General features: G+C 50.2%; 12 protein-coding genes. 7 read left to right on the plus strand and 5 right to left on the minus strand.

From position 1 onward, the window contains the following. Positions 1 to 5: 5 nt before the first annotated feature. Together typA and FN808_RS17730 are read left to right on the plus strand one after the other, a co-directional pair. A complete protein-coding gene (gene typA, locus FN808_RS17725; protein ID WP_142715960.1) occupies positions 6 to 1,826 on the plus strand; it encodes a translational GTPase TypA in 1,821 nt (606 codons plus the stop codon). A 353-nt stretch (positions 1,827 to 2,179) separates the two neighbouring features. Further along, on the plus strand, positions 2,180 to 2,650 hold the full coding sequence (locus tag FN808_RS17730) for a DUF4112 domain-containing protein (protein WP_142715961.1): 471 nt from the start codon (positions 2,180 to 2,182) through the stop codon (positions 2,648 to 2,650). Between the two features lie 281 nt (positions 2,651 to 2,931). Here FN808_RS17730 and FN808_RS17735 read toward each other — a convergent pair whose 3' ends face one another. Beyond that, positions 2,932 to 7,110, minus strand: a complete 4,179-nt coding sequence (locus FN808_RS17735; RefSeq protein WP_185958489.1) for an IPT/TIG domain-containing protein — start codon at positions 7,108 to 7,110, stop codon at positions 2,932 to 2,934. A 450-nt stretch (positions 7,111 to 7,560) separates the two neighbouring features. Here FN808_RS17735 and FN808_RS19385 point away from each other — a divergent pair, with 450 nt between their 5' ends. Beyond that, positions 7,561 to 7,686, plus strand: a complete 126-nt coding sequence (locus tag FN808_RS19385) for a hypothetical protein (protein WP_281280792.1) — start codon at positions 7,561 to 7,563, stop codon at positions 7,684 to 7,686. Positions 7,687 to 7,691: 5 nt separating this feature from the next. Here FN808_RS19385 and FN808_RS17740 read toward each other — a convergent pair whose 3' ends face one another. Genes FN808_RS17740 through recG form a run of 4 tightly spaced genes read right to left on the minus strand, consistent with a single transcriptional unit; the run spans position 7,692 to position 11,679 of the window. Next, positions 7,692 to 8,534 carry a helix-turn-helix domain-containing protein gene (locus FN808_RS17740; protein ID WP_142715963.1) on the minus strand — a complete coding sequence of 281 codons (843 nt, stop codon included), beginning with the start codon at positions 8,532 to 8,534 and terminating at the stop codon, positions 7,692 to 7,694. Between the two features lie 2 nt (positions 8,535 to 8,536). Then, positions 8,537 to 8,719, minus strand: a complete 183-nt coding sequence (locus FN808_RS17745; protein WP_142715964.1) for a hypothetical protein — start codon at positions 8,717 to 8,719, stop codon at positions 8,537 to 8,539. Beyond that, on the minus strand, positions 8,716 to 9,558 hold the full coding sequence (locus tag FN808_RS17750) for a helix-turn-helix domain-containing protein (protein ID WP_142715965.1): 843 nt from the start codon (positions 9,556 to 9,558) through the stop codon (positions 8,716 to 8,718). Before FN808_RS17750 ends, FN808_RS17745 begins: the two co-directional genes overlap by 4 nt. A gap of 51 nt (positions 9,559 to 9,609) precedes the next feature. Then, positions 9,610 to 11,679 carry an ATP-dependent DNA helicase RecG gene (gene recG, locus FN808_RS17755; RefSeq protein ID WP_142715966.1) on the minus strand — a complete coding sequence of 690 codons (2,070 nt, stop codon included), beginning with the start codon at positions 11,677 to 11,679 and terminating at the stop codon, positions 9,610 to 9,612. 195 nt (positions 11,680 to 11,874) lie between these two features. Between recG and rpsL the strand changes: the two genes are divergently transcribed. The 4 genes from rpsL to FN808_RS17775 form a co-directional block, all read left to right on the plus strand. Next, a complete protein-coding gene (gene rpsL / locus FN808_RS17760) occupies positions 11,875 to 12,246 on the plus strand; it encodes a 30S ribosomal protein S12 (RefSeq protein WP_142715967.1) in 372 nt (123 codons plus the stop codon). 34 nt (positions 12,247 to 12,280) lie between these two features. After that, complete coding sequence (gene rpsG, locus FN808_RS17765) at positions 12,281 to 12,748, plus strand: 30S ribosomal protein S7 (RefSeq protein ID WP_142715968.1); 468 nt, start codon at positions 12,281 to 12,283, stop codon at positions 12,746 to 12,748. 27 nt (positions 12,749 to 12,775) lie between these two features. Next, positions 12,776 to 14,920: an elongation factor G gene (fusA, locus tag FN808_RS17770; protein WP_142715969.1), complete on the plus strand. Its 2,145-nt coding sequence runs from the start codon at positions 12,776 to 12,778 to the stop codon at positions 14,918 to 14,920. A gap of 21 nt (positions 14,921 to 14,941) precedes the next feature. Beyond that, the coding region (locus FN808_RS17775) for a GTP-binding protein (protein ID WP_246068320.1) at positions 14,942 to 15,078 on the plus strand (137 nt) is incomplete at its 3' end.

Consider the following 15,078-nt stretch of genomic DNA (forward strand, 5'->3'; position numbering starts at 1 on the left):
TTTTTATGTATCAGGATCTTAGAAATATTGCCATCATTGCACATGTTGATCATGGCAAGACAACCTTGGTTGATCAAATGTTGAAGCAGAGTGGCACATTTCGTGAAAACGAGGAGGTTGCCGAGCGCGTGATGGATTCAGGTGACCTGGAACGCGAAAAAGGGATTACCATCAGTTCCAAAAATACGGCCGTCAAATGGGGGGAGACCAAAATAAATATTGTTGATACCCCGGGCCACGCGGATTTTGGCGGTGAGGTGGAGCGAATTCTCAAAATGGTCAATGGCGTGATCATACTGGTTGATGCCGCCGAGGGGCCTTTGCCGCAGACGAAGTTTGTGCTCCGAAAATCCCTGCAGATGGGATACGAGCCCATCGTTGTGATTAATAAAATCGACCGGAAAGACGCACGTCCCGATGAAGTGCTGAACGAAATCTTTGACCTCTTTGTGATGCTCGATGCCTCGAATGAGCAGCTCGATTTTCCCATTATCTATGCTGAAGGCATCAACGGGATTGCCAAATATGAGCTTGAAGACGACAATGAGGATCTGCAGCCGCTCTTTGAAACGATTGTAGAACAGATTCCCCCTCCGGAGCAGGAACTGGATGCACCTTTCAAGATGCTGGTCAGCAGCATCGACTGGAACGATTATGTTGGACGCATTGCCATCGGGCGCGTTGAACAGGGAACGATTGAAGTGAATCAGCAGATAGCGCTGCTGGATCGCGACGGGGAGCTCAAGGAAAAGGCCCGCGCCACCAAGCTCTTCACCTTTAACGGTTTGAAACGCGAGCCGGTCGAGAAAGCAGTAGCCGGTGATATTTTTGCCCTGGCGGGTTATGAGCAGGTGGATATCGGGGATACGCTGACTGATACGGCTGACATGACGACTCTCGATTACTATGATATTGATCAGCCGACCATGGCTATGTTTTTCCGCGTAAATGATTCCCCCTTTGCCGGAAGGGAAGGGGAATACGTGACCTCCAATATGATCAAGGACCGCCTGATGCGCGAAATTCGCACCAATGTCTCCATCCAGGTGGAGCAGACCGAAAACCCCGATGTATACAAGGTTTCCGGTCGTGGAGAGCTGCAATTGGCGATCCTGACGGAAACCATGCGACGCGAGGGGTACGAATTTGCGGTATCCCGCCCGGAAGTACTTTTCAGGGAGGTTGACGGGCAGCGCCATGAACCATATGAAGAAGTGGTGGTGGATGTACATCAGGACTACAGTAATCGTGTGATTGATAACCTGCAGCAGCGAAAAGGCATTATGACCTCCATGACCCAGGAGGGAGAGAATAACCGCCTTATTTTCAAGGTTCCTTCGCGGGGCCTCATAGGATTTCGCGGCGAAATGCTGACGGAAACACGCGGCACGGGTATTATGCACCAGCAGTTTGACAGCTACGAACCCTTTGCCGGCGAGATCCCGGGACGTACCAGTGGAACGCTGATTGCATTGGAAAAGGGGGAAGTAACCAGCTATGCCCTGGAAGGGCTGCAGGATCGCGGCACCTTTCTTGTTGAGCCGGGTGATGAAGTATACCAGGGGCAGGTTGTAGGTATCAACAAACGCTCGGATGATTTAGTGGTCAATGTGGTGAAAAAGAAAAACCTGACGAATCACCGGGCCACCCAAAGTGCGGATGCTGTCAAAATTGACCCGGCCAGAAAGATGAGCCTGGAGCAGTATATTGAATTCATCGATAACGATGAGCTGCTGGAGGTTACTCCGGAGAGTCTGCGGGTTCGCAAGGTTTATCTGGACCCCAATGAGCGCAAACGGGCTGAAAAACGCAAGGAGTTTGTATAGCTATAGGGCGGCAATTAATGGCTCCCTTGTTTAACGGTTGAATTCGTGGCGGGTTAGTAAATTTACCAGCATTTGTTCAATCCTCCTGTCCTCCTTCTCCGAAGCTTGTCCCGAAAACTATCGGGGGAGGAACACTTTGATTACGTCTCCAACCTCAAAGTTCCTCCTGGAGAGGGATTCAGGGAGATTGATTATCTCAAACCATATAAGGCATTTTACTATTTCCACTCTTCAGAAAAGGATGTCCAACTTTACATTTGCTTTGCGTGTTTTTGTGATATAATATGCTTACCGGCTGTATCAAGCCTTGATGAAAGCGGTTTGCACATTATGCTAATCAATCCCTTGCAATAATGGCCCAAAAAACCAATGACCCCCTGTCTTCTCATTCCCAAAAGTTGGCCGAATGGCTGGATAGCCGCTTCACCATTCCGGGTACGAATATCCGGTTTGGACTGGATCCCATCATCAGCCTTGTGCCCGGTGCGGGTGATTGGATTGCCGGCATGATTTCCAGCTACTATATTTTGTTGGGGCTGCGGGCGGATGTACCGCCTTCCGTGCTGCTTCGGATAGGGTTTAATGTACTGATGGATATAGTAATTGGGGCGGTTCCACTGCTGGGCGATCTTTTTGATGTGGGATGGAAGGCCAATATCCGCAATGCCGAGCTGCTGGAAGAATATCGCCGGGATGCCCGAACCACCGAGCAATACAGCCGCTGGCTGCTCTGGGCTGTGGCCATCGGACTTCTTTTACTGGCTATTGGTCTGCTGGTATTGATGGGATGGCTTATTGCTGCCATCCTTGAGGCACTTTTCTAAAAGTATCCGTACAATGGAGCAGACCGGCTGCCCCCAACAGCAGAAGCTGGGTGAGGGGTCGATTATGCTGATGATCAGCGCGTGGCAGCGGGAGGTCCCGTTCCACTACGCTGTATTCGATCATCAGCCTCTCTCTTAATCCTCTCTCTCTTTTATTTTTAAACGATCAGTAGGGGCGTATTCTGATTCTGCAGCAGCTGTCATCCACGGGATGGCGGCTATGTATGCCTGAAATATGGTTTTGATCCCATTAGTCTGCCCGTACGTAAGCAGGTTTATTACTACGGGTTGCTGCGCAGGCTGGGATAATCCCCGGCGTTGGTTTGCCACACATTGGTAAAGTCAAAACCTATCATATTGGTTTCGGCGGCGGATCCCTGCATCTGGCTGGTCGCCAGGCCCGTGCCGCCGTCCGACGTGGCCAGACCGGTAGTCTGGGTATCCCAGTAGCTTTCTGTTGCAGTTACTGAAGCAAAGCGTGTGTCTTCATATCCCACAAGTCCGCCGGCTGTACTGCCTGCAGAAACCGCTCCGGTGGCGTAGGAATGTTCTATTACTGATTTGTTATTACCTACCAATCCCCCGGCAATGGTAAGAGATGCATCTACATTGCCTGTTGCATAACTGTTGGTGATAGTGCCATAATAGTTAGTTCCCACAAGCCCCCCTACATTGGCCCTGCCATTTACATTAGCCAATGAATAGGATTTTCTTATAACTCCATTATTTTCACCCACTAAACCACCGGTAGTGCCATTGGTACTACTGGTTATGGTTCCTGAAACGTAAGAGTCGGTGATGGTCCCTTGATTACCCCCTACCAGTCCGCCCGCAGTGTCATCTGTGGTTATATCAATATTGGTCAGCCTCACATTGGAAAGTTGACCTCTTGAGGCTAGTACTCCAAATAGTCCATAAACATTGCTTTGGGTGCGGTCCATGGTCAGCCCGCTAATCGTATAGCCATCTCCGTCATAGCTTCCCGAGAATCCGGTGTTATAATCGCCAATAGGCTTAAACCCCTGCCCGCCGTTCCAGCCCGCCGTGGCCGAGGCGTCAATGTTGGTGGCCTGTACGAAATGGGCATCCAAAAACTGATTCACAACCTGTAGTTGGTCGATGGTTTCCACCTGGTAAGGATCGGCGGCCGTGCCGCTGCCCTGGGTAAAGGGATTTTGTACCGGAATAATGATAGTGTAAGGCTGGGTGACCCCGGCCGCATTCTCGGCGGTGACGGTAAACCGGTACTCGTGGGCGTTTCCGTCAGCACTGTGGTTGTAGTTCAGGATGGGGCCATCCAAGTGTATGGCATAGACGTTAAGGCTATTTACGCTAAACAGCCCGCCGTCCGCGCCCCCGGTAACTGTGGCACTGGTGGCCAGATCAGCGGACAAGCTGGTACCAAGCGAAAAATTAAGCGCATTATTGAGGTCCGTGCCTGCGGGGACGGGATCAAACCTGAATACATTTTCTTGATTTGTCCTGTTTAACAAATAGGTTTGGGAATTAGAAGTACGAATTGTTCCCCGATCAATACTCGGCACTTCTGCGACGTTCGTGACGGTTATCTTGACCAACTGGGTGGTGTAGAGCACCCCGTCGGCGACGCTTACATCCATCTCGTACGTATTATCACTATTATCATCACGTGGCGTCTCAAAATCCGGGGCGGGCGAGATTGTAATCTCCCCGGAACTGGCGTCGGTACTGAACGTGAGTGTCCCTTTGGTGCCACTCAAAAGGGCGAAGTCAAGGGCGTCTCCCTCGGGGTCGCTGGCGGTAATAGTACCCACAGTTGTACTGTTTTCTTGTGTTTCAAAGGAGGTAGCGCTGGTAATCACCGGTGCTTCATTAACATTTTGAAGAGTGATGGTAACGGTCTTGGTGGTGTTGAGGTTGCCGTCACTGAGGGTGACCTCGGTTTCATAACGGTTATCGGTGTTGGCATCTGCCGGGCTCTCAAAATCGGGAGCGGTATTAAAGGTCAGCTTACCACTGTTTTGATCAAGCGTTAATGCCTGGGCGTCGTCACCGCCGGTTACGATGTAAGTAACTGCATTTCCTTCTGGATCGTTGGCGACAATGGTTCCCGCGTCGGTGCTGTTTTCATCGGCCTGCAGGATAGCCGGGCTGACCATGACCGGAGCTTCATCGACGTTCGTTACGGTTACCGTAATGGTTTTAGTGACACTCACGCTGCTGTCACTGACTTTGACTTCCACCTGGTAGCTATTGTCAGCGTTCTCGTCTCCCGGATTGTCAAAGTCGGGAGCAGTCGAAAAGGCCAGAGCGCCACTATTTTCATCAATACTGAAGGCTCCCCGGTCGGTCCCGCCGCTCAAGCCAAAAGTCAGGGCGTCCCCATCGGGGTCGCTGGCCGTGATGGTGGCCACGGCCGTGGTATTTTCCTCCACCGTAAAAGAGCCTTCCCCGGTAATGGTCGGGGCGGCATTGTTTCCAACAGTGAATGTTGGTCCGGTGGCGGTTTGGCTGCCGACCTTGACCGTGACCGGTCCGCTGGTGGTGCCGCTGGGTACATTGGCCACCAGTTCGGTAGTGGAGGCGCTGCTGACCGTGGCCTGGCTGCCGTTGAAGGTCACAACGTTTTCCGAGGCGGTGGTGCTGAAATTTATCCCCGTTATGGTTACGGTGGTACCAACAGGTCCTTCTTTGGGACTGATATTGGTGATAGAAAGCTGTTTGTCCGGATCTTCGGTTACGGTAAAGGACGGTCCTCCTGCCGTTTGATTGTCTACGGTCACTTTGACCGGTCCGTTGGTGGCGGCCTGGGGCACGGTAGCCACCAGCTCGGTTTCGGAGGCACTGCTCACGGAAGCTTCGGTGCCATTAAAGGTAACGGTATTCTCATCAGCCGTGGAGCTGAAGTTCTGCCCGGTGATGGTTACCTGGGTGCCCGCGGGTCCGGATTTGGGGGAGAGGTCGGAAATGCCGGGCTGGGGTACGGGAGCTTCCGATACAGTAAAGGTGGGTCCGGTGGCCGTTTGACTGCCTACGGAAACGTTGACGGGTCCGCTGGTAGCATTCTGCGGTATGGCAACGACCAGTTCGGTAGTTGAGGCACTACTCACGGAAGCCTTGGTGCCATTAAAGGTAACGGTATTCTCATCAGCCATGGGGCTGAAGTTCTGGCCGGTAATGGTTACGGTGGTACCAACAGGTCCTTCTTTGGGACTGATATTGGTGATAGAAAGCTGTTTGTCCGGATCTTCGGTTACAGTAAAGGATGGTCCCTCTGCCGTTTGATCGTCTACGGTCACTTTGACCGGTCCATTGGTGGCGCCCTGGGGCACGGTAGCCACCAGCTCGGTTTCGGAGGCACTGCTCACGGAAGCTTTGGTGCCATTAAAGGTAATGGTATTTTCATCAGCCGTGGAGCTGAAGTTCTGCCCGGTGATGGTCACCTGGGTGCCCGCGGGGCCTAATTTGGGCGAAAGGTCGGAAATGCCGGGCTGGGGTACGGGAGTTTCCGATACGGTAAAGGTGGGTCCGGTGATGGCCTGCCCATTGGAAATAATTTCGATTAATCCTGTCGTTGCATCATGGGGTACCGCGGCAATGAGCTTTGTACTGTCCGTGAGCAGAATTGTGGCAGCTGTGCCGTTAAAGCGCACCTGGTTGCTGTCGCGTTGTGAGGAAAAGTAATGGCCGGTAATGGTGACCTTTGTACCGGCAGGACCGGCTGTGGGGGTCACCTTTTCAATCAGGGGTTGCCTGAGCAGGGTGAAACCGTTACTGGTGGCGGTCTTGGAACCGACGGTCACTTTTAGGGAACTGCTGGTGGCTTTTTCCGGAACTTCAACAATGATTTCCGTAGCACTTAGGCTGAGCAGCGGCGCCAGCTCGTCTCCAAAAGAAACGGAGACGGGCAGTCCGTTGATATTTGACGCAGGCTCTCCTTTGGCTTTAAGTGTCACTTCGGTAGTGTCAGCCTGGACTGAATCGCCCGTCACCGGCCTTGGGCCCTGGGCGGTGCTGTCAGCGGATGTTTTGGCCAGCATTGAAGGGGGCAGGAAATATTCACCCGTAATGGTAACCTGGGTGCCCGGCCCGCCTCGGGCAGGAGTTACGGCAGCAATTTCAGGGCCCTTTGTAAGAACCTTGAAATAGGGACCGCTGGCTACTTTCCCCTGTACACGCAGTGTTACGGGGCCGCTGGTTGCCCCTTCTGGTACTTCAAACACAAGGCTGTTTGATCCGTAACTGAGGATGGGTATGTCTATTCCATTGAGCTCGATTTGATTATTTTCGTGTATCGGGTCAATATTTTCGCTGTAGACAGTCACCTTACTGCCCACACGGCCACTGTCGGGACTGATGCGGCTGATTTCGATGCTGCTCTGCTGCGGACCTCCTCCATTATCGGTACAGGAAATGGTTAACGTTATCCCGCAAATAAGGATGAAGGTAAACCAGGAAAGATATCGGGTCGTCTTTTTCATTCTAAAGTTGATGCTCTTGAACATACTTTGGGTTTCGCTTGATAATTGATTTGACCAGCCATGAAATGGCGACAGGAGTGCGGTGTTTTTGCCAACGGACTATTTAAAATGTATTGCCGGGGCCCCGATTGGGATCCGGCTAGCTGCCTGTCATATGATACATGCTCCCTCGCGGAGAGGTAATTGCATGTATTCAATAGTCAGTAAAATGCCTTTTCAATAAGACTAATTATTGAAGGGGCATATTTAGGGCTATCCTCTCAAATTGAAAAGTAAAAATGCGAACGGTCTTGGATAGGTTAAAAAAATTAAGGCAAGAAAGAGATGGGGCTGGATTTGGCAAGTTTATGGAATACATGGAAATACATGGCCAAACTACTGACTGGATATGGCCTGGCAACAGGCGAACGCGCCTCAGTCATCCGCTGAGCCATGAATTTGGGATTGTACATGAACTGTTTGTATGGGGCGGTGGATAATAAGAACACCCCGGCCGGCAGGTCCGGCATCTTCTCCCGGAACATACAGCGCCTACGTTTCCTGCTGGGCGGGGAATTCAACCTGATTGTCAGCTGATCGGCTTATGGATGGTAACTGTTTTCGAAATCGCTGCGCATGATTTTGGAGAAGACCGCTTTGAAAAGGTTGGGCTGGTCCCCGGTGAGCACCCGGAGGTCTCCGCCGTGATATTTCCTGAATTTTTTCATAAAGTGGGAACGGTCGTAATAGCCGAACGTCATTAATATTTCGTCTACATCGTCATCGGTATTGGCTGCTGCAATTTCACTGCAGGTAAAATTGAACCGGACCTGGCGGATAAACTGCCCGGGGCTAAAGCCGATATGTTTTTTGAACCTTTTTTCCAGGTAGCGCCTGCTTACATCCTCATAATCGCAGAGGTCTTTGACTTTCAGGATGCCCTTTTGGGCATAGATATAGTCGATAACCACGTCAAGGTGATTGTAGGTCGGAGATGCTGGAATATACGCCTGTAAAAAATTTTTAAGCAGCGAAAAGCGGTCTTCCGTAGAATCGGTTTGCAATAGATTTTGACGCAGCTGTTTGGCTTCCTCACCTACTACCTCATCCAGTGGTATAAAGTCGTTCTGGATGTCGGCCAGGTAAATATCAAACAGCTTATAGGTCGCCATGGGCTTTAGCGCAATACCGTAGAACAGCAATGGACGATTACTTGCAAAAGAAAAAGTGGGGAAATATTGACCGCTCAAAGTAAAGTTGGGCCCATGCTGTATGCCATTGATGCTTTTAATCCGGGATTCCCCTTTTAATAAGATGGTGATGGTCCCCGTTCCCAGCGGAATAATTTGGTTTTCTGCAAAAGTGCTTGGCCGGGGGATATCGACCTCGTAGATGCGTTTTACATAGGGCGCCAATCGCTCTGAAGGTAATGTGAAATCGTGCATGATCAGCTCATGTATTTCTTTCTGTTACTGTAAATGGTCATATTTCCAGTTCCCATCCATGCATAGCATTTACGTCGTTCTTTGCGATAGGGCATAAAGACTTTTTTCAACGTATTAGGGGCCGTCAGGCCGTGGAGCAGTTTCTTCAGATCCCGAACAACACTTATACTGTATCTGTGACTCATGGATGGTAACTGTTTTCGGAATCGCTGCGCATGATTTTGGAGAAAACAGCTTTGAAAAGGTTGGGCTGGTCCCCGGTGAGTACCCGGAGATCCCCGCCGTGATATTTCCTGAATTTTTTCATAAAGTGGGAACGGTCGTAATAGCCGAACGTCATTAATATATCGTCTACATCATCATCGGTATCGGCTTCTGTAATTTCACTGCAGGTAAAATTGAACCGGACCTGGCGGATAAACTGCCCGGGGCTAAAGCCGATATGTTTTTTGAACTTTTTTTCCAGGTAGCGCCTGCTAATATCCTCATAGTCGCAGAGGTCTTTGACTTTCAGGATGCCTTGCTTTTTATATATATAATCGATAACCACATCCAGGTGGTTATATTCGGTAGTGGACGGGATTTGCCGGAGCATAAAATTGTTCAGCAGCGACAGGCGGTTTTCGGTGGATTCAGTCTGAAGGAGTTGTTGCCACAATTTTTCTGCCTCATTACCCACCACCTCATCCAGGGAAATAAAATCGTTTTGGATGTCTGCTAAATAAAAACCGAAAAGCTTATAGGTCGCGGTGGGTTTCAATGCAATACCGTAATACAACAGAGGGATATCACTGTCAAAAGAGAAGGTGGGGAAATACTGCCCGCCCAAAGCGTATTTCGGGAATTTCCGAATACCGTTAACCCCCTTAATACGTGGATTACCTTTTAATACAATCGTGATAGTGCCCATTCCCATAGGAATAACCCGGTTTTCTGCAAAAGTGCTTGGCCGGGGGATGTCAATTTCGTAGATGCGTTTTACATAGGGCGACAATCGCTCTGAAGGTAATGTAAAATTGTGCATGATCAGCTCGAAATTTTCATTATTTATTGATTATAACTTTACTGGTACTTCCTACCCCATACCGTAAAATTTACTTCGTTCCTTGTAGTAAGGGATAAAGACTTTTTTCAACTCTTCATGGGCAGGCCTGTCGAGTTGCGGATCCTCTTTCATGATGTCCCAAGCGGCCGACTTGGCCTGCTCCAGGATCCATTGGTCTTCCACAATGTCGGCGACGCGGAATTCCGGCAAACCGCTCTGCTTGGTGCCCAGGAAATCACCGGGACCGCGAAGCTTGAGGTCAGCTTCCGCGATTTCAAAGCCATCATCGGTCTGGGCCATCTTACGCAAGCGGAACCGGCCCTCCCTGCTTACTTTTGGGCCGTGGATCAGGATACAGTAGCTCTGGCGCTCGCCGCGGCCGATGCGTCCACGCAGCTGGTGGAGCTGGGAGAGACCGAAGCGTTCAGCGTGTTCCACGATCATGATACTGGCATTAGGCACATCCACACCCACTTCGATAACGGTGGTCGAGACCAGCACCTGGAGCTGGTTGTCGACAAACTGCTGCATGACGGCCTCCTTGTCTTCAGATTTCATCTGCCCGTGCAGCAGTCCCACCTCAAAATCGGGGAACTGCTTTTTAAGTTTTTCATAGCCGGCTGTAGCGTCCTTGAGATCCATTTTTTCCGATTCCTCTACCAGCGGGTAGACGACATAGGCCTGTCCGCCATCGCGGAGCTCCTGCTCTACAAAGTGATAGATCTCTTTATGTTTTTTCTGGGGACGAACAGCCGTTTTCACCGGCTTGCGTCCCCCCGGCAGTCCCTTGATCACAGAGATATCCAAGTCGCTGTAGAGCGTCATGGCCAGGGAGCGGGGGATGGGTGTGGCCGACATCACCAGTACATGCGGATGGGAACCCTTCGTTAATATTTCCGCCCGCTGCTTGACGCCAAAGCGGTGCTGTTCATCAATAACAGCCAGGCCCAGCCGGTGGAAACGGACCTCCTCCTGGATGACGGCATGGGTGCCCACCACGATGTTGCAGTTTCCCCCTTCGATGGCTGTAAGAATATCGGTGCGCAGGCTGTTGGTCTGGTTGCCCACCAGCAGCCGGATATTGATGCCCAGCGGCTGCAGGAATTTCGATAGGGTGCGAAAGTGCTGTTCGGCCAGGATCTCAGTGGGAGCCATGAAGGCCGCCTGGTAACCGTTGTCGATAGCCATCAGGATGGCCCCGATAGCTACTACTGTTTTACCCGAGCCGACATCTCCCTGGATCAGCCGGTTCATCTGTGTGCCGGAGCGGACATCCTTTTTAATATCTGACAGCGCGGATTTTTGTCCCCCGGTCAGCGCAAAGGGAAGCTCTTCGTTAAAGAAGTGCCGGGTATGATTGCCCAGGTTTTTAAACCGGTGACCCGCCTGCCGTTCTATTACTTCTTGTTTTGTTTTGGCAACGCTCAGTTCAAACAGGAACAGTTCTTCGAACTTAAACCGTGCAAAGGCTTTTTTGTATTCGCTTTCTGATTGGGGAAGGTGAATCATCCGGTAAGCCCTGTGCCGCCGGGGTAGGTTGTATTCATTCAGGAGAGGAGGGGGAAGGAATTCCGGCGGCTTTTCATGCTTCAGAATCATTTTTTGCCATTTGTGGATCAGCTTGCTGTTGGTGTGGGTCCTGGAGAGGGCCTTGTTGCCGGGATAGATCGGGACAATTTGCTGAAGGTCTTCTACCTCCGATTTGTCGCTGAGTGTATCCACTTCGGGGTGGGCCATGGTTATATAACGTCCGTATTTCTTGGCCTTGCCGAAGAAGGCCACCAACTGGCCCTTTGAAAATTGTCTCTTTATATAATAACCGCCCTTGAACCATACCCCTTTCAGCGTGGCGCTGTTATCCCGGATGATAACCTCGAGCCGCTTCTTTCGCCCCCGCCCCTGCTGCTGGATCTTTTGAATGCGTCCCACGACCGTCGTTTGCTCACCGGTTCCTTTTAAAGACCGGATGGGCGACACCGTTGTACGGTCGATATAGCGGCGTGGAAAGAAATTCAGCAGGTCCAGGATGCTGTTGATCCCGCTCTCAGAGAGGGCCATGATTCGTTTGGTACTCAGGTTCGGGAGATCAACTAATTTCAAAATAGATATACTGATATATATTAATATACTACTAATTTAACCCATTTTGAGCAGGTTTGACATGCGTCTGTAAAGAAATGAATCCTTTGCGAAAAAAAGAAAAGAAAAAGAGGTTTTTTTCTTGCAAAAGTACCGGATAAATCCTTATCATTGGCAACTCTTGTTTGACCGAAAAATCAATTAAGCGTTTAAATCGTGCCTACAATACAACAACTTATTCGTAAAGGTAGAAAAAGCAAGCAGAGCAAGACAACGTCTCCTGCTTTGGAAAACTGCCCGCAGAAGCGCGGGGTTTGTGTTCGAGTTTACACTACTACGCCCAAAAAGCCAAATTCGGCTTTGCGCAAGGTGGCTCGTGTCCGTTTGACCAATGGCTATGAAGTGACGGCCTATATTCCCGGTGAGGGGCACAATCTGCAGGAGCACAGTATTGTGCTTGTGCGCGGGGGTCGGGTGAAAGACTTGCCTGGTGTTCGTTATCATATTGTGCGCGGTACGCTCGACACGGCTGGTGTGGAAGATCGCAAGCAGGGTCGAAGCCTCTATGGTACCAAGAAGCCTAATTAAGTAATTGTTGAGTAGGAATTAAACCGATAAGAATATGAGAAGAAAGACAGCAGATAAACGTGACGTACAGCCTGATCCGGTATTTGGTGATAAGTTGGTTACGCGTTTTGTAAACAATCTGATGAGAGATGGAAAGAAGAATGTAGCCCGTAAAATCCTTTATCAGGCGTTTGAGATTATTGAGGAGAAGACGGGAGAAGAGGGTATGGAAGTGTTTAAAAATGCTCTCAGTAATGTTTCGCCGGTTGTTGAGGTTCGGTCTCGGCGCGTGGGCGGTTCTACTTATCAGGTGCCGGTCGAGGTTCGTCCGGATCGCGGTACGGCGCTGGGGATGCGATGGATTATTAGTGCTTCTTCCGGGCGCAATGACAAGTCGATGGCTCGTCGTCTTTCGCGTGAGCTCTTGGATGCTGCCAATAATGAGGGCGGCGCGGTGCGAAAGAAGGATGAGGTTCATCGGATGGCAGAAGCCAACAAGGCATTTGCCCACTTTAGATTCTAAACGATTTACAGAGATTAACTTATAGTAATGGCTGAGACAAAGACAAAAACAGATCCAAAAATTGTAGACCAGATTAAACGGACGCGGAACATTGGTATAGCCGCCCATGTGGATGCTGGTAAAACGACGATGACGGAGCGTATCCTGTATTATACCGGTATTACACACCGCATCGGTGAAACCCACGACGGTGCTTCGCAGATGGACTGGATGGACCAGGAGAAGGAGCGGGGTATTACTATTACATCTGCTGCTACCCACTGCATCTGGAAAGATCACCGTATTAATATTATTGATACGCCCGGCCACGTCGACTTTACGGTTGAGGTGGAGCGTTCGCTTCGTGTATTGGATGGTATGATCGGGGTCTTTGACTCGGTTGGCGCTGTTCAGCCGCAGTCGGAAACGGTTTGGCGCCAGGCTAACAAGTACAATGTGCCTCGCATGGCCTTTGTTAATAAGATGGACCGTGTGGGTGCCGACTTCTTCAATGTTGTTGAGGAGATGAGGGACAAACTGAATGCGAATCCTGTCCCCATTCAGATTCCCATCGGAAATGAAGATACCTTCCGCGGTGTTGTTGACCTTATCAAGATGAAAGGTATCATCTGGGATGAGGAAACGCTCGGCATGGAGTATGATGAGATTGATATTCCGGAAGACCTAAAAGAGCAGGCTGATGAGTACCGCAAGGTTATGATCGAATCTATTGCCGATCATAACGATACGCTGATGGAGAAATACCTGATGGATGAAGAGATTAGCGAAGAGGAAATTGAGGATGCCCTCCGTGAAGCTACGCTCAGCAGGGATATCACCGTAGTAATGTGTGGTTCTGCCCTCAAGAACAAGGGGGTGCAGACGGTGCTTGATAAAGTCATTAAGTATTTGCCGAGTCCGTATGATATTCCTCCCATACAGGGTAAAAACCCCGAGAATCATGACGAGAAGCTGGAGCGGAAGCCCAGTGTGCAGGAACCGTTCTCAGCCCTTGCCTTTAAAATTATGTCTGATCCCTATGTCGGTAAGCTGACGTTCTTCCGGGTCTATTCCGGAGAGCTTGAGAAGGGGTCCTATATTTATAATGCTACAACCGGCAAGAAAGAACGTGTTGGTCGGATTCTTGAGATGCATGCCAACGACAAGAAAGACCTCGACGTGGTACGGGCTGGCGATATTGCGGCAGCCGTTGGCGTCAAGGAAGTGCGTACGGGAGATTCATTCTGTGATGTTGATGAACCTATCCTGCTTGAGGAGATAACCTTCCCCGAGCCGGTGATCAAGCTGGCGGTTGAGCCGAAATCAAAAGCTGACGCTGAGAAACTGACTACCGGACTTATTAAACTGGCCGAAGAGGACCCCACTTTTGAAGTTAAAACTGATGAAGAGACCGGGCAGACAACAATTGCCGGTATGGGCGAACTTCACCTGGAAATTATTGTTGACCGCCTGAAGCGGGAGTTTAAGGTGGAGGCTAATGTTGGTGCTCCTCAGGTATCCTACCGTGAGACGATTACTGCGAACATTACACATCGGGAAACCTATAAGAAACAGTCTGGTGGACGTGGTAAATTTGCCGACATGGAGTTTGAAATCGCCCCTCTCGATCACTTCAAGGAGTACGATGAGGAGGATAATAATGTTTCCGTAAGCGAAGGCTTCAAGTTTATTGATGAAATTGTTGGCGGAAATATTCCCCGCGAGTTCATTCCTTCTGTAGAGAAAGGGTTCAAGCAGGCCATGAGCGGTGGTATTCAGGCCGATTACCCGGTTCAGAATATCGGTGTCCGCTTATATGACGGGTCCTATCACGATGTTGATTCGGATGCATTCAGCTTTGAGCTTTGTGCTAAGCTGGCGTTCCGAAATTCAGCAAGAAAAGCCAAGCCGACCATCCTGGAACCAATTATGGATGTTGAAGTCATTACTCCCGAGGAATACATGGGAGATGTGATTGGCGACTTGAACGGAAGGCGAGGAATCATCGGTAAGATGGACAATAACAAAGAGGGTTCAGTAGTGAGGGCGAAAGTTCCGCTGTCTGAAATGTTCGGATACACTACCGACCTTCGATCAATTACTCAGGGCCGTGCAACTTCGTCTATGGAGTTTGCTGAGTACAAAGCCGTGCCCGAAAATCTAGAAAAAGAAATTGTAGAATCCAGAGCTTAAACATCATTAACAAATAGTATTATGGCAAAAGAGACATATCAGCGAACGAAGCCACATGTAAACATAGGAACGATTGGTCACGTGGACCACGGGAAGACGACCACGACGGCGGCGATCACGACGGTGATGGCCAAGCACTACGGCGGGGTTGCCAAGCA

Origin of the sequence: Fodinibius sediminis (assembly GCF_900182555.1) — a bacterium.
Lineage (GTDB): Bacteria > Bacteroidota > Rhodothermia > Balneolales > Balneolaceae > Fodinibius > Fodinibius sediminis.

Coding starts and splice junctions, on each gene's coding strand:
- FN808_RS17745 (WP_142715964.1), bottom strand. CDS start 8,719: ATGAGTCACAGATACAGTATAAGTGTTGTTCGGGATCTGAAGAAACTG.
- FN808_RS19385 (WP_281280792.1), top strand. CDS start 7,561: ATGAACTGTTTGTATGGGGCGGTGGATAATAAGAACACCCCGGCCGGC.
- FN808_RS17735 (WP_185958489.1), bottom strand. CDS start 7,110: ATGAAAAAGACGACCCGATATCTTTCCTGGTTTACCTTCATCCTTATT.
- FN808_RS17740 (WP_142715963.1), bottom strand. CDS start 8,534: ATGCACGATTTCACATTACCTTCAGAGCGATTGGCGCCCTATGTAAAA.
- FN808_RS17730 (WP_142715961.1), top strand. CDS start 2,180: ATGGCCCAAAAAACCAATGACCCCCTGTCTTCTCATTCCCAAAAGTTG.
- rpsG (WP_142715968.1), top strand. CDS start 12,281: ATGAGAAGAAAGACAGCAGATAAACGTGACGTACAGCCTGATCCGGTA.
- fusA (WP_142715969.1), top strand. CDS start 12,776: ATGGCTGAGACAAAGACAAAAACAGATCCAAAAATTGTAGACCAGATT.
- FN808_RS17750 (WP_142715965.1), bottom strand. CDS start 9,558: ATGCACAATTTTACATTACCTTCAGAGCGATTGTCGCCCTATGTAAAA.
- typA (WP_142715960.1), top strand. CDS start 6: ATGTATCAGGATCTTAGAAATATTGCCATCATTGCACATGTTGATCAT.